This is a genomic window from Salinivirga sp. (genome assembly GCF_055145285.1).
Map to the genome: position 1 here is coordinate 1 of NZ_JBSRDC010000020.1, position 20,056 is coordinate 20,056.

Sequence of the window (20,056 nt, forward strand, 5' to 3'; positions counted from 1 at the left end):
CCACGACTAAAACTTAGTTTCGAACGTATTTTATTATTAAACAACTATAAAATAGCATGTTACTTATTGTATTTTTTGTGGCGAGCTCTATATGACCATTGAAATCAAAATTATAAACATATAAATCAAGCACTCGAAAAAACGGGTGGTTTTCTTGCAGCTATAAAACCAGGAACAAGGATAAAATTATAAGCTACTTTTATATGATTTATAGTTTTATAATTTTATGACTTGTTTTATTGCCGTTTTCAAAAACCGTGGTTATAAAATATATACCGGGGTTTAATGTTTGTAAGTTGATTTCCGTTTTTTGTTCGTCTAAATTAGCGTTTTGAGTAAATACCTGATCTCCCTGCGCATTGTATACCCTAAAAGTGGCTTTTCCTTTTGGGGTAGCTGCCATTTCAAGATAAACGTTACCATTTGTTGGGTTGGGATATAAGTTTTGAAGCTGGTTGTTTTGCGCATATTCCTCAATGCCAATGCCACTCAAGGGCATGCCGGTGTGGAATCCCTGGCTTATAGAGAAAGATCCATCACCGGAATAAAAGGTTCCCGTAACAGTTTGGCCCAGTGTCCAACTTAATACAATGTTTTCATTTGCATTGGAATAGCTGTCACCGGCAGTTGCTACAACATCTTTTGATATTGTTTGTGCTGCTGCAAATTCCATTACAGCAACGGCGATTATTGTTAAAAATATTGCTTTCATAGTTTGTTGTTTTTAGGGTTGCCAGCCATCTGTTTCTCCCGCAAATTAGTTCTTTATTTGTTGAAAAACAAAACCATGGGCCGGAGTTGGTTATTTATTATTTTCAAGCTTTTCTATTCTTTTTACGAGTTCATTAATCAGAAGTTTTTGTTTTTCGATTGATTCTTGCTGGCTCTTTATCGACTCTATTAATAGAGGTGTAAGCTTTGCATAATCAATGGTTTTGTACCCGTCATTATTTTCTGAAACCAGTTCAGGTATGAGTTTTTCTACCTCCTGGGCAATAAGTCCGATTTGTTTTCTGTCGCTGAAGGGAACGTCAGGGAATTCATCCTGTCTCCAGTAATAGTTAATTCCCTGTAATTTCATGATGTAGCCTAGCGCATTTGAGATGGGTTGGATATTTTTTTTGTACCTGGCATCGGAACAAGCGCCAAAAGAACCTGTATAATAGAAATTTCCATTGACCTGAAGGCAGTTATTATTAAAATCGCCATAGATTAATGGGCTTGAGGTGCTTGTATTGTCAATATAGAGCTTTTGAGAACCGGTTTCTGAATACCCGGCAAAATTACCAATAAATACATTGCTGTCGCCCACTGCTGCTCCTCCTGCAAAGTTTCCAATATAAACGTTTTTGTTTCCTGATGTTCCGTTTCCTCCGGCCAGTGTGCCGATATAGGTATTGTTGTCACCCTCGACATTGTCGCCACCAGCACCTATACCCATATAAACATTGTTTACACCTGATGTTACATATCTTCCAGTTCCCCGGCCTATAAAAACATTGTTTCCACCATTATTGTCTCTTCCTGCTCTGTTTCCAATATAAACATTGAAGTTCCCTGTGGTTGTGTGATAGCCGCACTGGTATCCAATAAATACATTCTCCATATTATTGATGGCATTTTTTCCTGCTGCAGAACCCATAAATATACTTTCATCAACAGCGCCGCCGGTATAACCTGCGCTATCGCCAATAAATACATTATTGTCGCCATTACTAAGGGTATATCCTGAGTTTGAACCCATAACTATATTTTTGTTTCCATCTTCAATGCTGTATCCGGCATTGGTGCCCAAAAAAACGTTGTCCGCACCATTATTTAAACTATAACCACTGAGATAGCCAATAGCCACATTAGAGGATCCAGTATTGACCTCATAACCACTTCTGTAACCTATGAAAACATTCAGGTTGGGGCTGAGTCCCATAAATCCGGCTCGCTCGCCTATATAAACGTTGTAATTTCCATCTGTGTTATTTTGGCCCACATAACTACCAATAAATGTGTTGGCTGTTCCGGTTATGTTGGAATTACCGGATTCGAATCCTACGAAAGTGTTCAGGTCTCCTGTTGTGTTGCTGTATCCGCTATAGCTTCCCAGAAAGCTATTGGCACTGCCCGTTGTATTACTGAATCCGGATTGGTAACCTAAAAATGAATTGTAGTTCCCTGTGGCATTATTGTATCCTGATTGATAGCCCAGGAATAAATTGCCTTCACCATTCGTTGTGGAATATCCGCTCTGGTAACCAATAAATGAGTTACTATTTCCATCGTAAACAGAATAGCCTGATTGGTATCCTAATGTGGAATTATACGTTCCGGTATTCAATTGACCTCCGCTTTGATGACCTATGAAATAGTTGTCTTCTGTAATGTTCATGTAATAATCAGTGCTTTTACCTGAGGTGAGTCCACCCACGGCAAATCCACCCTTTTGAGCTTTTGCTGCGTTGTCGACATATACGCGGGTGCTGTCGCGTGTTACCCTGAGGTATTCTAAAGAGCCTTTTCCTGATGTGAGCCCACCGACGGCAAAACCACCTTTTTGAGCTTTAGTGGTGTCGTCTTTCAGATATACACGTACGCTGTCGGGCGTTACCCTGAAATACTGTACAATGCTGTCTTTACCTCCGGTAAGTCCACCTACAGCAAATCCTCCTTTAAGGGCTTTGTCTTTGGCTGATTCATCAACATTTACCTCCACACCGTTCTGGTAGACTGCAAAAACCACATTGCCATCTTTATTTTTAACCTCGAAAATAGGGTCATCGATGCTGGCATTGATATCGCCGTGCACAAGCAGTCTGGATAAGGCCGGGTTGGTGCCAATACCCACATTGCTGCCTGCAATTTTGATGGCATCGGTACCTACCCATCCTGTGGAATCGTGGTAGATGAGGTTGCCGGGCTGATCGTCAAGGGTAGGGCCGGCCAGGTTTGGAGTGGTGTAGGTGGAACCATCGGTAAAATGGAAGGTAAGGGTCCCATCGCCATTGTCTTCAACGGTTTCTATACCATTTCCGGCCGGACCGGGCTCGCCGGAGGCAGCATAAAAGGCATAGGGCACTGCGAGCAGGGGAGCTTGCCCCATCTCAATGTAGCTTGCCCCCTGATCCAGTGAAATGGCTGTTTTTAAATATAGTTGAAGGTTGCCCCAGGGGATTGTAGAGAAGTCGCCCTGCTGTGGAGTTCCACCACCTACTTCAAGACTAACCTGTCCAAATTCATTGCTTTGGATGCTATGGATTTCGGAATAGAGCAAGTTTTGCGTATTATCTAAAATTTCAATACGGAATTGAATATCCTGGCTGGTAATTAAATTACCTTCTGTATCCCGCACCACTGCCTGGTAATTGAATGTGGTGGGCTGACCAATAAGTGTGAGGCACATGGTAAACATCAAAAGGAGTAGTGTCAATAGTTTTTTCATGATGTTAAGGTATTAAATGTTAACTTTATCTTTCTAGTTATCAGTATGACAAAACACTGTCGTCATTTTTTATTTTTTTATTTTTTCAACCTCTTTAATTAATGTATTGATCTGCTCTTGTTGCTTTTCAATCATAGATTGCTGCTTGCTGATCAGTTGTTGCTGCTGTTGCATAAAATTGACAACTACAGGTAATACAGCATCATAATTAATTCCGGGATTATCTACTTTTTTAACAGTATAATCCCCTGTTTCTTCATTAAAATCAATATCAGATGTCACAAGCGCACCGGGTGCCACCTTGTGGAGTGATTCTATTGTAAAACCATACTTGACTACTTTTTCTTCGGATTCATCTGAAGTATATTTTATTGGTTCCAATGCATTAAGTAAATCAATACTCAAATCCATTTTTTGAGCTGATTTAAATTGATTTCCCTTAACGAAAGTTACAAATTCGTTGGCCACAACATCATCCCAATGCTGCGCTGCATCAATGTTTCCTATATCATAGGTTGTGTTGCTATATGGAATGATATCCATATCGATACCTGTACCTCCTGTTAATTTGGCGATTTCATTTCCATTTAATGAAATAGTTGCATCAGCTTCATTGATATCGATGTGGTAAGCCGGATTATTATTATAAATACCTACTTTCCCATTAAACGTTAATGTTTGAGCATCAAAATCTCCATAAATCAGATTATTTGTCTCGCTATTACTTATATATAGCTTATTGGAACCTGTTTCGTTATACCCTGCATGGTAACCAAGAAACACATTATTATTTCCGTTTTGAATATTAAAACCTGCTGCCGCCCCGACAAATACGTTATTGTTCGAAATTGTATCGTTATATGCGGCATCGTCACCAATGTAAGTGTTTGTCATACCAGTTTTATTCCAATAACCGGTCCGTCGGCCAACACAAACATTCATGCTACCACTTCTATTTTGCATGCCAGCTGATTGACCGATAAATACATTTAAGTTACCGCTTTCATTGCTATACCCTGCATAATTCCCAATTATAGTATTGGCTAATCCATTAATATTTGATGTACCAGCCACATTCCCAATAAAAGTATTCAAATAACCTTCGGTATTGCTTGCCCCGGCATCTGTACCAATAAAAACATTCCGGTATCCATCGAAATTTGACGAACCGGTATTATTTCCTATAAACACATTATTGAAACCCTCAACGTTTGACCGACCGGAAAAATAGCCCAAATAGACATTATGATGACCTATTGTATTCAGATATCCACTTTCAAATCCTATAAATGAGTTATACATTCCGTAATAAGTTCCATCTGCTTCGGTATTGGCTCCTGCATTGTGACCAATGAAGTAATTATCCGGGGTAAGATCGAGGAAATTTGTACCCGCTTTGCCCCCGGTAAGTCCACCAACTGCGAATCCACCTTTGGTCCCTTTGACAGGGTCATTCACATAAACTCTTGTGCTATCGCGCGTTACCCTTAGGTATTCAGCTGATCCTTTTCCTGAAGTAAGTCCGCCAACAGCAAAGCCGCCTTTAAGGGCTTTTGCGGTATCTTCTTTTAAGTAAATTCTAACACTGTCTGGTGTGACGCGGAAATACTGGGCCGCAGTCGCTTTTCCAGAGGTTAAACCGCCCACGGCAAAACCACCCTTGAGCCCTTTTTCTTTTACGGTCTCATCTATATTTACTTCAACGCCATTTTGGTACACCGCAAAAACCACCATTCCATCTTTGTTTTTAACCTCAAAAATAGGGTCGTCTTGATTGGCGGCGGTGTCGCCATGAACCAGAAGTCTTGAAATGGCCGGATTGCTTCCTATGCCCACATTATTTCCGGCAATTTTGATGGCATCGGTACCTACCCATCCGGTGGAATCGTGATAGATGAGGTTGCCGGGCTGGTCTTCCAGGGTTGGGCCGGCAAGGTTTGGAGTTGTGTAGGTGGAACCATCGGTGAAATGGAATGTGAGTGTACCGTCTCCATTATCAGAAACCAATTCAATACCGTTACCTTGCGGACCGGCCTCACCGGAGGCGGAGTAGAGCGCATAAGGCACTGCGAGCAGGGGAGCTTGCCCCAGGTGCGTAAAAGATGCGCCCTGATCTGTTGAAATAGCGGTTTTTAATAAAAGTTGTGCTGAATCCCATGGAATAGTCTCAAAATTACCTGAAATAGGTGTTCCACCACCAACATCAACCTGAATTTGACCAAACTCACTGGTTGTGACGTCATGTTCCTCTAAGTAATAAAGGGCTTCCTGATTATCAATAACAGATAGTTGCAAGATAATCTGTTGATCTGTTATTAATGTGCCGTCGAGATCGCGCACTACTGCCTGGTAGCTAAAAGTTGCTGGTTGAGCACTTATAAAAGAAATGCTCAGGATACATGCTAAAGTTGTAAGTAACTGTTTTTTCATGATATGCAGTTTTAGTTATTATAATTGGAAGTGTTTTTATGCTTGTGCTTTGAAAGTGATTCAAAGCTTTTATGTAAAAGTCATTTCCCCTGTTTTTCTATCCCATTGAAAATTTTTAGCTACAGCTTAGCCATCATTTCTCATAGCAATTTACTGCATAAAATTGTAAAAAAACAATTTTTCGAGGTTTTATATTTTTGTTAACATACTTGGTAATGAGTGATATATGTTCAATAATGTGCTGTGATTGTTATAATACATTAATGCTTTACTGATTTTTTATGGAAGCGTTTTCTTAGCTATTGCCAAAGCTTTTGGTGTAATAGCCCTGGTTTGTGATTGAATTTTGGCGTTTAAGCTGAACAATGAGCGCATGTTTATTGTAAATTTGCCTGCAAAAAATGATTACTTTCATTCTCGCCATATTAGCCCTTGTGCTTGGATATTTGATTTACGGAAAATTTATTGGCCGCTTTTTTGGCGAAGATGCCAACCGCAAAACACCTGCCTACAGGCTCAACGATGGTGTAGATTTTATTCCCATGCCGCGCTGGAAGGTGTTCATGATTGAATTTTTGAATATTGCCGGACTGGGACCCATTTTTGGTGCTATTCTGGGAGCTATGTACGGCCCCTGGGCCTATGTGTGGATTGTATTGGGATCCATTTTTATGGGCAGTGTACACGATTATTTTTCAGGCATGCTGTCAGTGCGTAACAATGGTGCCAGCCTGCCCGAACTGGTCGGCAAGTACCTGGGCACGGGTATGCAGCAATTCCTGAGGGTTTTCACCATCGTACTGCTTATTTTTGTGGGAGTGGCTTTTGTAACCGGGCCGGCCGGTCTATTGGAGAAGTTTACAGGTGGCGGAAAGTTGTGGTGGTTGTATGGTATTTTTGCCTATTATCTAATTGCCACTTTATTACCTATCAATAAAATAATTGGGAAAGTTTATCCGGTTTTTGGGGCAGCCCTTTTGGTAATGGCCGTTGGTATTGCCGGTGTCATGCTATGGAAGGGTGCAACAGGCGATTTGGCCATGATGGAACTCATACCTGCAAACCTGAAGAACTGGCACCACACGCCCGACCAGAATATACTGATTCCCATGATGTTCATTGTGATATCGTGCGGGGCTATATCTGGGTTTCATTCTACACAGGCTCCTATGATGGCGCGCTGTTTGAAAAACGAAAAGCAGGGACGCCAGGTTTTTTACGGGGCCATGGTTGCTGAAGGTATTGTGGCCATTATTTGGGCCACGGCAGCCATGAATTATTTCGGCGATGCGGAAAGCCTTAACGCTAAAATGGCCGAGGTTGGTCACAATCCTGCCGAGATAGTAGATCTGATCAGCCGGTCATGGCTGGGTAAGGTGGGGGCCATTTTTGCCATTGTGGGCGTTATTGCATTGCCTATTAGTACCGGTGATACAGCTTTCAGAAGTGCAAGACTTACCGTGGCCGATATTTTCAATTTCAAACAAAAGTCCATTACCAACAGATTATTGGTGAGTGTGCCGCTTTTTGTGCTGGGCTTTGTATTATCGCAGCTTGATTTTGCCACGGTTTGGAAATACCTCGGACTGTCGAATCAGGTGCTTTCGGCGGTGGTGCTCTGGATGGGAGCGGCCTACCTGATACAAAACAAGAAAAACCACTGGTTGATGAGCATTCCCGCAGCTTTTATGACCTTCATCGTAGTCAGTTACTTACTGATCGCACCCCATACAAACGGCGGCCTGGCCCTTGATCCCGAACTGGCCTATTGGACTGGCGTGGGTGTGGCCATTCTGATAATGGGGTATTTTGTATGGTATTACCGTAAACGATGATGGCACCTATGCTGAAGCTTTCTTCGGCGGCTGAGGAATTCAGTACAAATATTTGAGAGGTGCTCCAGTGGGCTGATTTAGCTCACTGGCCATCTATTCGATTAAGGTTTTGTAAGTTTTCTTTTAATCGTAATGCAATCGACAAGAATAAACCAATCTATGTTCCTGGTCAATTCGTCGTGCCCAATAACCCGCCAAATCATATCGAAGTTTTTCAGGTCGTCCTGTTCCTTCGGAAGGTGTCCGTTGTAGGAGCGAAACCCTCACTTGTTGCTTTTTGCAGTGCCGCTGATTTATTATGCTGGGTTAGGATATGGAAGTATCTGTGAAATTCGGTTAGTGAGGGCTTCGCTTTGTGCACTTCTGAGCAAGCACCTTTACGGGAAAAATCTATAAATGTCTTTTCGATTTAAGAAACGAATAAAAACAATAGCTTCATTTTCAAAAATAAACCCGATCCGATAATTGCGAAAACGGATGCGATACGGCATAGCGGCTGTTGGCCGCCTAGCCGGTGGATGCATTCGTTAATCTTCTATCAGATAGGCGCCGTGAAGGCGCTATGCGGGGAGCGTCGCTGAATCTCTGATGAGCGAAACCCTCACTTGTTGCTTTTTGTAGTGCCGTTGATTTTTTATGTAGTGATTGCAATAGAAATGCCTGTGAAATTCGATGAGTGACTTTCGCCTCACGCGCTGCCCTGTATCCCTAAAAGGACTCTTTCGCGCTTGCTATTAGCCTTTTCGTTATTTTTCGTTTGTACATTTCCAAATTTTACACAAGCTGCGTGTTGGGCCTTGTCCTTTTAGGTCCTGGGGCAATGTGTAGGCATTCCTTTTTTGGCCTGTCAAAAACCGGATAAATCCGGCTGCAAAAATATTCCTCTCCGTTTTTAAAGAGCTTATATTAGCCCCAATTAAAACCGAGCAAAAAAATTAAAAAAAGTGCACGAACAAAAAATCCGTACACCTTGAAACCTTCGGTATAACAGTCACCATCGGTCGTTTGTCCGAGGACGAAGATAAAAGATTTAAAATTGTAAAAAAAGTGTTTGGTTAATTGAGGCTAAAACATTTGTTGTGTTTTCATCAAAATTCATAATTCATATTTTATTTTGTTGCACGGTCGTTTCTCTAGCTTGTTGCCAACAGAATAGTGTTTTATCCTTTGTTTTAGCAAAGTAATACATATTTGTAACAAATTCAAATTTAGGATTCTACTAAGTTAATTTATGGAATAAATGAAGGATAAAACAAAGTTGGACTATGGGGCCGGTAAATTATAGACGTTTTATAAGCCGCAATCTATTTAAATCGTGGAGCTTAGGTGACCTTCCCAAAAGCATAAGGCTTCATTTTTTGGGAAGGCTACCTTTTAGAAGTAAGCTTGCAGAAGAAAGATGGATAAGCTAGCCGGAATATTTAAGCTGGCTTCTTCTTTTTTTTCCAAGGCTTAAAAACTGAAATAAAAACCGTTACTACAAGTGTTGATAACATCACCAGGCCAAGTATAAACTGTCCATTTGAAATTACTTCGTAGTTACTGTTGTTTAGTGCTGCTATGCCCTCATATTTAGATAGTTCGAGCATTTTGATAATTAATGGCTCTGAGGCAAAGGTGCCTAAAAGAATGAGAACGACAGTTACAATCCACTTTAATATAAGCCAGTTGTGTTTGAAAAAACCCCATTTGGTAAAAACAGAATATATTAAACCTGTAAGCAAACAAGTGATAGCTGCCGGAGGCAATATTTTGGTATCGATAAAATACAAAATATAATTGGTCATATATAAATGCTCACCTGTTTGAATTTTTTCAGGAATGAAAGTTTCAAAAGATAACATTACCAGGCCTGTGGTTATCCAAATACCGGCAGCTAAAACATGGATACTCTTTAATAATTTGGTTTGTTTAGGTGTTAATTTTGTCATGATGTATATCCTTTAATGATTTCGCGACTCTTTGCCAATTGAGAAAAATTTATTTTCAATAAAAATATTGATTTATCGAATCAATGCCCCTGAGATTCTCAACAATTCCAGCTCAGCAAGTTTGGCATTAATTCGGGCATTGAACAATTGAGATTTTGCACGGGCAAGGCTTAACTGCGCATCGCGAAAAGTTAAATGATCGGTTTGCCCTAAATAATATTTATCTTTTACACTTTTAAAACGCTCTTTTTCATTGGCTAAATTTTGCTTTTCCATTTCAATAGTATTGAGTTGAAGCTCATAATCTGACCAGGCTTTTTCAAAATCCATATGAATCTGTAACTCCATATTATCAATGTTTAATCGTTCGTTCCGGACGGCTATTTTAGCGTTCTGAATATTTCTTTTCCGTTGCCCGAAATCAAATAAATTGTAACTAACAGTGATGCCCACATCAAAACCTAATGTACGATTATATGTCATTACCCCCACATCAAATTCTTGTTGGTTATAGCCATACCCTGTTGAAAGTTTTATATTGGGAAAACGGCTGGCTTTTGTCATCTTATATTCTAACTGAGAAATTCCCAGGTTGGAAGATGCCTGTATTAAAGCTTTGTTGTATTCTTCTAACTCCGATTTTAATTGGTTATAATCCAACAGCAATAAATCAAGTGTTGATTTTGGGGAATCTATATCCGAAATATTTATGTTTTCTTTTCCTAAAGATTTGAGCAAATCATGAAAAGCTCTCTTTTTCTGGTTTTCTAAGTTTAACAATTGAATTGAATCTGCATTTAGGGCACTTTGGGCATTTAAGCGTTCGTTTTTGTTGCTTTGCCCAAAAACCAGGTTGTCTTCAACTTTTTCTACCCTTTCTTTAGAAATGGACAGATTTTCTGAGGCAATATTGTAATCTTTTGCAATAGCAATGTAGGTATAATAACTTCTTGTTAATGCAACTATCGTATTTTCAATTTCTGTTTGCAGCCTGATGTCCGACAATTCTGCCTGCGACTTTAGTTTTTTATATTTATTAACTGAATAAAATCCCTGAAAAAGCGTTCTTGTCATTTCAACGCTACCCCCATAATTAATTGATTTGGCACCTTTTTGTTCTGAAGTTGGGATATTGCCGCTAAATTCTGCTTTCGTATCATTACTGGACAAAGAAGCATTACCTGTGAGTGATATCTCCGGCAATAATCCTGCATTGCTTAAGCTTGCATTGTTTTTTGCTATCTCTACATTATTGCGGATTATTTGAACATTATGGTTGTTTTTAACGGCAAACGCAATAAGTGTATCAAGATTATACGAAGTTGTATCCTGACCATGAGCCGATATAGCGTTTATGATAATTATCAATACCAAGGTTAATTTTTGTTTAAACATAATTATGGATGTTTTATTTCTATTTTAACGGATTCATTTTTTTGCAAAAGGAACTTAGATTTATTAAAACCGGGCCTGCCTTTTCGATTGTTTAAATTACCAACGCCCTCTTTTGGCAAACCCAGCAGGTTCGTATTTAATACGCCATCACTGTTCTCATCGTGAAAAGCTATAATGGCATAATTACCTCTGGGTAAATGCTCAAAAATGACAGTGCAGTTTTTATCTCCGGTTATGACTTTTTTCACCTGCATGATGCCTTTATTTTGAACATTAAACGGTTTTGAATCATCAAAAAGGGTTACTATGCAATTGCCACGCTTGCTTTCAAAGCCGTCAATTTGAACCATAATATCATAGTTTTGAGCCAAAACAATTTGCCCAAACAAAATTAGGCCTGCCACAATTATTAATTTATTCCTCATTTTGTTCCTTTAATTGTTTTAATTCTTTAACAGCGGGTTCTACTGTTTCCGGCGCTGTTCTTTCACCATGCCAAAGCCAATAAAACCAAATTGACATACTGTTATGAAATTTCAGTAACAATGGCAATAGAATGAGCATAATCAGGGTAGATGCGATAAGCCCGTATGATAATGAAATGGCCATAGGAATAATTAACTGTGCCTGTAAACTTGTTTCAAGGATTAATGGCGCCAGGCCTGCAATAGTTGTTATTGATGTTAGTACTACAGCCCGAAAACGGGAATTACCGGCTTGAAATACAGCATCGTTAAAAGGAACCCCACTCTGCAATAGCTGATTAAACCGCGTCACAAAAACCAAGGAATCATTAATCACAATACCAGCCACGGCTATTACTCCATAAAAAGAGAGCATCGATAGTGGAAGACCATGTATGAGATGGCCCGCTGCAACTCCAATGAATGTAAAAGGAATTAACAGGAATACAATAATTGCCTGTCTGAAAGACCTAAAAGCAATAACAATGCTAAAGAATACAAGCAACAAAATTATTGGCGTTACTTTACGTGTTGAATCAATGGTTTCATTGGCCGCTTCTGCTTGCCCCCCAAATTTATAACTTACATCGGGATAATTTTTCATGATGGGCTTGAGCAGTTCTTTTTCAACTTTTTCCTGAATTTCAGGAGTGGGTTCATTGGGGTCAACCTGCTCGGCCGAAACTGTGATGACGGGTAAGCCATTTTCGTGCTTTTTTACCTTTGTACTTTTGGTTGACACCAATTTCGCTACCGATTTTAAAGTGTACTCCGTAGTTTCCCAAACCCTTTCAGGATTACTGACTTTTATTTTCAAGTTTTTAATATCCTCAAAACTGTTCAGGTCTTTATTGGCGTAGCGTAAATTGACAGCAACCTCTTCATTGCCGCGCTGTAAGGTTTGTATTTCATATCCTAAAATACCTGATCGCAACTGTTCAGTAATATCGCGTAACGAGACACCAAGAGCCCGCGCCTCCGGTGTAAGCTTCACAATCAGTTCTTCACCGCTTTCTTCATCATCTTTTTGAATGCTTTTGAGTTCCTGAATGGTTTTTAAACCTTTATAAATTTCTCCTGCAACTTGTTTTAAGTTGTTGAAACTTGTGCCTGTTAATTCAATCGATAAGGCCGCACCAAAAAACGAAGGTGTGCCATAGTTTACATAAGCCGCTTCTGACAGGGAACCTACTTTATCTCTTATGGCGTTAACAATTCGAAACCCCTCAAGATTCCTTGTTTCGCCATTGAGCAGGTATAAGGTAATTGTAGCTTCATTATCATTGGGGCCCATTTGCAGTAGATAGTCCTGAATGACATTTTCACCATCTTCTCGTATGGATTTATAATATGCATTGACTGGTTCAATTTGTGATTGTATTTTGTTGATGACTTTGCTGGTTTTGCTTCTTGACGTTCCGGGGGGCATTTCGAGTTGAATACTCTGTGTATCTTCATCTACCACAGGGAAAAAAGTAAACGGCAAATGTTTACCTGCGAGTAAAGCAACTGACAGCAAAAAAGCAACCATGAAAAAGGCAAAAGCAGGCAACTTATATTTCATTGAAAGCCTTAGAACGGGCTTATAAAGTTTTTTCCGGAATGTCTCAAATATAGTATTGGTGAAACTTTCAACCCGCCCTGGTTTTCTCCCTCTTTTTAACGCTTTTGAATGGGCAATATGAGCGGGTAAAATAAGAAATGCTTCGGCTAATGAAACAATTAAGATGATTAGCACGGTATAGCCTACATCAGCGATTAAATCTCCCATTGTTCCTTCAAGAAAAAAGAATATCAGAAAAAACAATCCCGTTGTCACTACTGAAATCAATACCGGCGAACCAACCTCCTTCAATCCCTCCCAGGCTGCCTGATTTGCAGGTAGACCTTTTTCATATTTTGTATAAATATTTTCGGCAATTACAATTCCATGGTCAACCAACAGCCCTAAAGCCAGGATTAATCCAAAAAGTGAAAACATATTGATATTGACCCCAAAGCCGGGAGCAATAATAAACATGCCCAGCATGGATACAGGAATACTTACAGCCACCCAAAAAGCTAATCGAATATTCAGAAAAAGCCCAAGTACCAACAATACGAGCAGCATGCCCATAACTCCGTTTTTCAGCAGCAAATTTATTCGCTGATTTACAACGACACTACCATCTTCCACCATTGATAAATGGCAGGTGGCATTCTGATTATTAAACGTATCGATATAATCGGTAACCATATCTACCGCGTTGGTGATATCTTGCTTTGACGTGGTCATTATCTCCAACTTGATACCCGGCTTGCCATTTAGCAGTATTTCGGTACTACCCTTTTCAAATTTTTCTTTAACATTGGCTATATCTTTCAGCAACACCGTACCTCCGGCAGGGGTGTTTTTTACAACAATATCACCAATTTCATCCGCACTATACTTTTTCCCCAATGCACGAACCGTTATTTGCTGCCCGTCGGTTTCAACTGTTCCGGCAGTTACGTCAATATTTGCATCCGAAACTGCCTGTGCAACCTGATTAAAGCTAAGTTTGTATCGGTTAATACTGGTTTCATGTAAAGCAATTTCAATTTCTTCTGGTCTGTTACCGCTCAATGCTACATCTGCAATATCCTTGTTCACAATCAATTGTTGCTTGACGTCATCTGCATATTTTTTGAGCTCACGGTGCGTAATCGAACCCGTAAGCACCAGGGTAGCGGCCACATCTTTCATCTCTTGCAGATATACAGAAGGTGTTTCAGCATTATCCGGAAAAGTGGCTATGCCATCAACCGCATTTTTTACATCAGATAAAACTTCCTGTTTATTCGCTTTTGATTTTAATTCGACATTAACAATGGATACATTTTCTTGTGAAGCAGAGTTGATCTCTTTAATACCTGTAATCCCCTGCAGCTCATTTTCTATTTTTATGGTAATACCCCGCTCCAATTCAACAGGTGAAGCGCCTGGCATCACTGTTTCAATGGTTACGATTTTACTTTCAATCTCAGGGAAACGGCTTTTGGTCATCTGCAGTATGGACATAATACCGATGATACTGAACAAAAAGATCATCAGATCTGCAGCAATGGGATATTTAATGAAGTAATTTACAATTTTTTGCATAGCTATTTATTTATTGTTTTTACCTGCATTCCCTCGTAAGCACCGGGAAGCAGTTGATTTACTACTTCAATGCCTGCAGGTACTTGTGTAAGAATTACCTGATTTCCTTTATAACCTTCAATGGTACAGGGGATAAGTTGAAGCAACGAATCCTTAATTTGTATGAGTTTGCCGTTTTCTGTCAGATATTTGCGGTTAATTAAAAATGCATCTTCTACCGGCGGTAATTGTACTGTAACAGTCACAAACATACCGTTTTTCAGAACGTTTCTGCTGTTAATATTTGCGTAGAACTGTATGGTTTGGGTATTCTGATCCACAATTTTTCCGATGCGCGTTATCTTGGTTTCAAGTTGCTGCTTGAATGCATCAGATGTGATAGTTATTGGGGCTCCGGTATGAATGGCATTAGCTTCATCTAAAGGTATATCAGCCTGAATTTCATATTTCCCCAGTTCCATTAATTCCCCGAGCATCTGACCTGCACGGACCAAAGTGCCGGGGTTGAGTTCTCCTTTAGTGATGACGCCATCGAATGGTGCTAAAATGGTATATTTCTCAAGATTTGCCTCACTGCTTTTGATTGACAAATAACGGTTCCTGACTTTTTTAGCGGCCAAAAAGTATTTTTCCTGTTCGCTTTTCGGTTCGGGGAGTGGCGCAATGGATGCTGTATTGGAGAAATTATCTACATAATCTTTCCATTGATGAAAACTTTCAGGATAATCGCTCTTAATGGTTGGCAACAAACTTACAAGCAGGCTATAAAAATCTGCTTTACCGGATTTTATTAACAGTTCTTTTTCACGCTTATCAAGATGAATCAGGGTATCGCCCCTTTGTACTGTAACGCCTTTTTTAAAAGGCTTGTCGCTTGCATGTAACGTACCGGTAGCATCGGCATAAATTTCTACCTGGTTTCTGGCAATTACCTCTCCGGTAGTTTCATACGTTGGCGCAATTTCATTTAATGCTACCGTTTTTGTATTCACTACAGATATATCAAAATCTTTATTATCGCTGACAGGGGCTTTCTGTTTCGGATTTTTAATAAGGAAAACCCCCAGAGTAACACCTGCCACAATTATCACAAAGCCTGTGATAACACTTAATTTCCGGCTAAACTTGTTGATGTTGTTCATTGTAGATACTTTTTATTTGAAAGCAAAAGTATCTTACAGCGGCCGCAAAGCAGTCAAAAATATTGCGCATTCAATAAATGGAATGCTATAATCAGCGAAAGGAAATATTTAGTCAAAAATGTTCGACCCTCCCAGGGTCGTGTTTCCGTCTGCGTTTCACCGTTCTAATTTTTTCAACACCTCACTACGAAAAGTTTTGCCAATTGGAATTTTTTGGCCATCACTGAGGAGCAAAGTATATTTTTCGCGCCCTTTTATATTTGAAATAGGAACAATGTAGGAACGGTGAACCTGAATAAATTTATCCTGCGGCAGTTCTAAAGCTATTTTTTTCAGCGAACCTAAAATCATATATTTCTCCTGTATTGTATGATATACAATGTACTCCCCATCTGCCTCAAACAGGGTAACTTCAGTGTAAGCAATTTTGTATTGTCTGGCACCAGATTTTAAATAAAAAAAATCGTTTTCATGCTTATTAATAATTATTTCATAAGCTTCTGCTTTTTTTTCGGTTTCCAGTACATGGTTCACTTTCTTCATACATTTCAGGAAACGTTCTTCTGTGATGGGCTTCAATAAATAATCGATCACCTCCAGCTCATAACTTTCAGCAGCGTATTCAGCATAAGCCGTGGTAAAAACCACTTTTGGCGAAATAGTTGTTTTTTTTAAAAACTCCACGCCCGTTTCTGCCGGCATTTGTATATCGAGGAATAATAAATCAATTGATGAATGTTTCAAAAATGCTTTTAATTCATACGTGTTTTTAAATTTCCCTTTCAACTCCAAATTGTTGTCCATTTGAATTAAGTCCTGTAAAAGGTCTCTTGCCAGCCTTTCATCATCAACAATGGCACATTTTATTTGCTTTGCATCATTCATTCAAATTTAACTTTAGGGATAACTTAAAAAATCCATTCTCTTCTCCATAATGAATATCATATCGCTCCTTATATTTTGTTTCAAGGCGCAACCTTATATTTTCAAGGCCAATGCCGCTATATTTTGATTTTGTATCGGTTATTCGCTGTTCAGGCAAGCTGTTCTTGCATTCGAAAAACAACATAGATTCTTTTTGACGGATATTAATTATGATGATTCGGCCTTTAGCATTTCTCTCATCATAACTGTGTTTAAACGCATTTTCGACAATGGGGATTAAAAGTAGCGGTTCAATTAGTAAACCTGCATTGTTAATGTCCTCGTTAACTTCAACAGAAATGTCATCATCTTTAATTTGCTGAAAATAAATATAATCTTTGATGTAGTCAATTTCCTGCTTAAGGGTTATTGCTGATTGCTTTGCAGCATAGGTGCTGTAACGCAGCATATCTGACAGCTTTGTAATATATTCACCGGTTTTTTGCGGAGATATACGGCTGTAAGCATACAAACCATTCAAGGCATTCAAAAAGAAGTGCGGATTGATCTGATTTTTTAACATATTCATTTCTGCCTCCATTTTTTGTTTCTCAAGCTTATGTTTGGCTTTTTGTCTTTCTATTGAATCTAAAACTAATTTATACGATGTACTGATTAAAACAATAAGTAATGAAATGATTATTGCAATGAAAGATTTTATCTGTTCGTCTGTTTTCACTATTCCGGATTCCATATCAGAATTACTAACAGAATGAAATTCCAAAGAGAAATTCGAAGAAAAAAGTAGATCGGACGTGCCTAACAAATACTGCATAATCAGAACAAATGACAGCACAATTAAGCCATACCAGACAATACCTTTACGGTCAAGAAAATGGGGAATGAGCAATAGCATATTAAAATAAGCAAATGAAGCATACAAAGCCACCATTACAGAAGCGCGTATCAGTGCTTGATGCCATTCCATAAATTGGTTTAAAAAAGAGAAATTACTTCCCAACAATATGAGCCAGAAGATTATTTCAAGGGTTACTTTTTTTGTATTTTGGGTTGACTTTTCCATTTTTTTTTGCAAAAAGATATATTTCAGATTATCAAATATACAGATTTCTTTATGGGGCCGGTAAATTATGGACGTTTTATGAGGCGCAATCTATTTAAATCGTGGAACTTAGGTGGCCTTCCACGAAAAGGGTAAGGCTTCAAATAAAGAAATATCTGTTTATAAGCAAATACCATAATTTATTAATGTAACAAAGGTTGTTGGGTTTTCCTATTTTTTGAGGACAAAAATGTACACGAAGCCGGCAAAGCCCCATAAACTTTTATATTTGCTGCTAATACAAAGGGGGAGGTATACGCATTATAATTGTTTTAGCAAATGTTGATACAATAAACCTGTTAAAATTGCAATTCCAGAGCTTTACAGGATTTCTATGAGTATGTATGCTGTTAGTTTTGGTGTGGCAAGAATGCATAAAAGCAATTCTGTGGCATACCAAAACTACTTTGATGGCGCGGAAATGTTTTCCGTGCGCGACGCTCAAATAATAATTAGCAAGCACGGTTACAAATCCGCGCTATCGGGTAGCATAATGCATCCATTATGGTGTATTGTAAAGCTCCGTGCGCGACGCTCAAATAATAATTAGCAAGCACGGATTACAAATCCGCGCTATCGGGTAGTTAGGATTTTGTTTTTTGCCAGTCCTTTTCAAGCAGGGCATAAATCAGGTCGTCAACCCATTTACCATTCATGAAAATGCTTTCTACAAAATGCGCTTCTTTGCGAAATCCTAATCGTTCAACAAGCCTTATTGAGTTTTTATTTTCCGGATCTATAGAAGTGATTATCCGATGTTTGTTCAATTTTTTAAAAAGATAATCGAATACAGCTGCTAATGCTTCAGTAGCAAAACCTTTTCCCTGGAAATTTTTATCCAGCGTGCAACCAATTTCTACTTGCTGATGCTCAACGTCAAAAAAGTGTAGTCCGATATCACCGATTAATTTATCTGATTGTTTTTCAATTATTACCAATTGAAACCAGGTTTCAGGTTCGTTAATCTGTTTGGCGGTTTTTGCAATAAATACTTCCACATCTTTCACTGTATCGGGAATCCACCCCTGAAACCGGTTGGTCTCTTTATCATGCCGGTATTCAAAAATCTCGTTTTTGTCTGCAAGAGTTATTGGTCTAACTATGAGTTGTTTGGTTTTTATTTTCATGGTGCACTTTTTGGGGGAATAGTGTCTGGTTTAATGCTCTGGCAGGTTATAAGGTTGTTTTTATATATCGTCTAATTTGTACTTTTCTATGCTCACAAAATAGTAGCTTCAGGCTCCAGTTCAATGCCAAATTGCGATTTTACTCTGGCTTGTACATAACGAGCCAGCTCAAGTATGTCTTTTCCGTTTTTGGCGCCTTTATTGATCAGTACCAGTGCCTGTTTGTCATGTATGCCGGCACCCTTTTGGGTTTGGTATCCTTTTAATCCGCATTGGTCTATTAGCCAGCCTGCTGCCAGTTTTACAGATGAATCTTCGGCCGGGTAATTTGGCATGGCGGGGAATTGTTCCAAAAGTTTGCTTGCCGTGGTTTGCGTCACTACCGGATTTTTGAAAAAACTGCCGGCATTTCCGGTTACATCCGGATCGGGCAATTTGCTGTTTCTTATGTTGATGACTGCTTTGCGCACGTTTTCCTGGTTCAGGGATCCTAAGCGGTCTATCTCTTGTTTCAGTGAACCATAATTAACATTAAATTGTGGGGCGTTCAGCAACTGATAGATTACGGAGGTAACCACAAAACGGTTGCGCCATTCGTTTTTAAAAATACTGTCGCGATACCCAAAACGGCAGTCTGCATTGCTGAATGTGTATTTTCTACCAGTCGCTATTTCAATTGCCTCGAGCGATTTGATAAAGGACCGTACTTCTACACCATAGGCCCCAATATTCTGCACAGGGGTAGCTCCGGTTGTTCCGGGTATTAATGACAGGTTTTCGAGGCCGTAAAGTTTTTGTGCTACTGTCCAGGCCACAAAATCGTCCCAATCCAAACCGCCACCGGTTTGCACAATCGTATATGTTTCGTTCCTGTCTGTTACTTTTATATGCAGATCTCTATTATGCAGCAGGCAACCATGGTAGGTTTGGGTAAATAGCAAATTGCTGCCACTTCCTATTGGCATTAGGTTTTTAAACTTGTGACTTTCTGTTTTTAAAAAGTGAATCAGTTCCTTTTCCGATTCATATTCGAAAAGTGCGTCTGTTTTATGTGGCAGACCAAATGTGTGATACGACGAGAGATCAATATTCTTTTTTAATTGGGACATGAGTCAAATTTGCAGCAAAATAAGTGTTATATTTTTTCTCATGCAAATTTTAAAACTGCATAACCTGTGAGATATGTGGCTT

At 39.2% G+C, this 20,056-nt stretch carries 14 protein-coding genes; 1 reads left to right on the forward strand and 13 read right to left on the reverse strand.

Annotated features, from left to right (window positions below; all coding sequences use genetic code 11):
• Positions 1–208: 208 nt before the first annotated feature.
• The 3 genes from ACTB0Y_RS03760 to ACTB0Y_RS03770 form a co-directional block, all read right to left on the reverse strand.
• The gene (locus tag ACTB0Y_RS03760) at positions 209–712 is read right to left on the reverse strand and encodes a T9SS type A sorting domain-containing protein (RefSeq protein WP_463205460.1); all 504 of its coding nucleotides are present in this window, start codon (positions 710–712) and stop codon (positions 209–211) included.
• Between the two features lie 90 nt (positions 713–802).
• Positions 803–3,433 carry a tail fiber domain-containing protein gene (locus tag ACTB0Y_RS03765; RefSeq protein ID WP_463205461.1) on the reverse strand — a complete coding sequence of 877 codons (2,631 nt, stop codon included), beginning with the start codon at positions 3,431–3,433 and terminating at the stop codon, positions 803–805.
• Between the two features lie 69 nt (positions 3,434–3,502).
• Positions 3,503–5,863, reverse strand: a complete 2,361-nt coding sequence (locus ACTB0Y_RS03770; protein ID WP_463205462.1) for a hypothetical protein — start codon at positions 5,861–5,863, stop codon at positions 3,503–3,505.
• Between the two features lie 401 nt (positions 5,864–6,264).
• Here ACTB0Y_RS03770 and ACTB0Y_RS03775 point away from each other — a divergent pair, with 401 nt between their 5' ends.
• Entirely contained in the window at positions 6,265–7,698 is a 1,434-nt protein-coding gene (locus ACTB0Y_RS03775; RefSeq protein ID WP_463205463.1) for a carbon starvation CstA family protein, read from the forward strand.
• Positions 7,699–7,821: 123 nt separating this feature from the next.
• Here ACTB0Y_RS03775 and ACTB0Y_RS03780 read toward each other — a convergent pair whose 3' ends face one another.
• The 10 genes from ACTB0Y_RS03780 to murB all read right to left on the reverse strand — a co-directional run bounded on the left by ACTB0Y_RS03780 (position 7,822) and on the right by murB (position 19,974).
• Complete coding sequence (locus tag ACTB0Y_RS03780) at positions 7,822–7,998, reverse strand: Txe/YoeB family addiction module toxin (protein WP_463205519.1); 177 nt, start codon at positions 7,996–7,998, stop codon at positions 7,822–7,824.
• Between the two features lie 1,121 nt (positions 7,999–9,119).
• Positions 9,120–9,629: a hypothetical protein gene (locus ACTB0Y_RS03785; protein WP_463205464.1), complete on the reverse strand. Its 510-nt coding sequence runs from the start codon at positions 9,627–9,629 to the stop codon at positions 9,120–9,122.
• 72 nt (positions 9,630–9,701) lie between these two features.
• On the reverse strand, positions 9,702–11,024 hold the full coding sequence (locus ACTB0Y_RS03790) for a TolC family protein (RefSeq protein ID WP_463205465.1): 1,323 nt from the start codon (positions 11,022–11,024) through the stop codon (positions 9,702–9,704).
• Between the two features lie 2 nt (positions 11,025–11,026).
• The gene (locus ACTB0Y_RS03795) at positions 11,027–11,449 is read right to left on the reverse strand and encodes a DUF2141 domain-containing protein (protein WP_463205466.1); all 423 of its coding nucleotides are present in this window, start codon (positions 11,447–11,449) and stop codon (positions 11,027–11,029) included.
• On the reverse strand, positions 11,439–14,609 hold the full coding sequence (locus ACTB0Y_RS03800) for an efflux RND transporter permease subunit (RefSeq protein WP_463205467.1): 3,171 nt from the start codon (positions 14,607–14,609) through the stop codon (positions 11,439–11,441). Before ACTB0Y_RS03800 ends, ACTB0Y_RS03795 begins: the two co-directional genes overlap by 11 nt.
• Positions 14,610–14,611: 2 nt before the next feature.
• Positions 14,612–15,751, reverse strand: coding sequence for an efflux RND transporter periplasmic adaptor subunit (locus tag ACTB0Y_RS03805; RefSeq protein ID WP_463205468.1), 1,140 nt, complete (start codon positions 15,749–15,751; stop codon positions 14,612–14,614).
• Positions 15,752–15,907: 156 nt separating this feature from the next.
• Positions 15,908–16,636 (reverse strand): LytR/AlgR family response regulator transcription factor, encoded by a 729-nt coding sequence (locus ACTB0Y_RS03810; RefSeq protein WP_463205469.1) that lies wholly within the window; start codon positions 16,634–16,636, stop codon positions 15,908–15,910.
• Positions 16,629–17,699, reverse strand: a complete 1,071-nt coding sequence (locus tag ACTB0Y_RS03815; RefSeq protein WP_463205470.1) for a sensor histidine kinase — start codon at positions 17,697–17,699, stop codon at positions 16,629–16,631. Before ACTB0Y_RS03815 ends, ACTB0Y_RS03810 begins: the two co-directional genes overlap by 8 nt.
• A 623-nt stretch (positions 17,700–18,322) precedes the next feature.
• Positions 18,323–18,865 (reverse strand): GNAT family N-acetyltransferase, encoded by a 543-nt coding sequence (locus ACTB0Y_RS03820; protein WP_463205471.1) that lies wholly within the window; start codon positions 18,863–18,865, stop codon positions 18,323–18,325.
• Positions 18,866–18,957: 92 nt separating this feature from the next.
• Positions 18,958–19,974, reverse strand: a complete 1,017-nt coding sequence (murB, locus tag ACTB0Y_RS03825; RefSeq protein ID WP_463205472.1) for a UDP-N-acetylmuramate dehydrogenase — start codon at positions 19,972–19,974, stop codon at positions 18,958–18,960.
• Between the last annotated feature and the right edge of the window lie 82 nt (positions 19,975–20,056).

Coding starts and splice junctions, on each gene's coding strand:
- ACTB0Y_RS03760 (WP_463205460.1), bottom strand. CDS start 712: ATGAAAGCAATATTTTTAACAATAATCGCCGTTGCTGTAATGGAATTT.
- ACTB0Y_RS03765 (WP_463205461.1), bottom strand. CDS start 3,433: ATGAAAAAACTATTGACACTACTCCTTTTGATGTTTACCATGTGCCTC.
- ACTB0Y_RS03770 (WP_463205462.1), bottom strand. CDS start 5,863: ATGAAAAAACAGTTACTTACAACTTTAGCATGTATCCTGAGCATTTCT.
- ACTB0Y_RS03775 (WP_463205463.1), top strand. CDS start 6,265: ATGATTACTTTCATTCTCGCCATATTAGCCCTTGTGCTTGGATATTTG.
- ACTB0Y_RS03785 (WP_463205464.1), bottom strand. CDS start 9,629: ATGACAAAATTAACACCTAAACAAACCAAATTATTAAAGAGTATCCAT.
- ACTB0Y_RS03790 (WP_463205465.1), bottom strand. CDS start 11,024: ATGTTTAAACAAAAATTAACCTTGGTATTGATAATTATCATAAACGCT.
- ACTB0Y_RS03795 (WP_463205466.1), bottom strand. CDS start 11,449: ATGAGGAATAAATTAATAATTGTGGCAGGCCTAATTTTGTTTGGGCAA.
- ACTB0Y_RS03800 (WP_463205467.1), bottom strand. CDS start 14,609: ATGCAAAAAATTGTAAATTACTTCATTAAATATCCCATTGCTGCAGAT.
- ACTB0Y_RS03805 (WP_463205468.1), bottom strand. CDS start 15,751: ATGAACAACATCAACAAGTTTAGCCGGAAATTAAGTGTTATCACAGGC.
- ACTB0Y_RS03810 (WP_463205469.1), bottom strand. CDS start 16,636: ATGAATGATGCAAAGCAAATAAAATGTGCCATTGTTGATGATGAAAGG.
- ACTB0Y_RS03815 (WP_463205470.1), bottom strand. CDS start 17,699: ATGGAAAAGTCAACCCAAAATACAAAAAAAGTAACCCTTGAAATAATC.
- ACTB0Y_RS03820 (WP_463205471.1), bottom strand. CDS start 18,865: ATGAAAATAAAAACCAAACAACTCATAGTTAGACCAATAACTCTTGCA.
- murB (WP_463205472.1), bottom strand. CDS start 19,974: ATGTCCCAATTAAAAAAGAATATTGATCTCTCGTCGTATCACACATTT.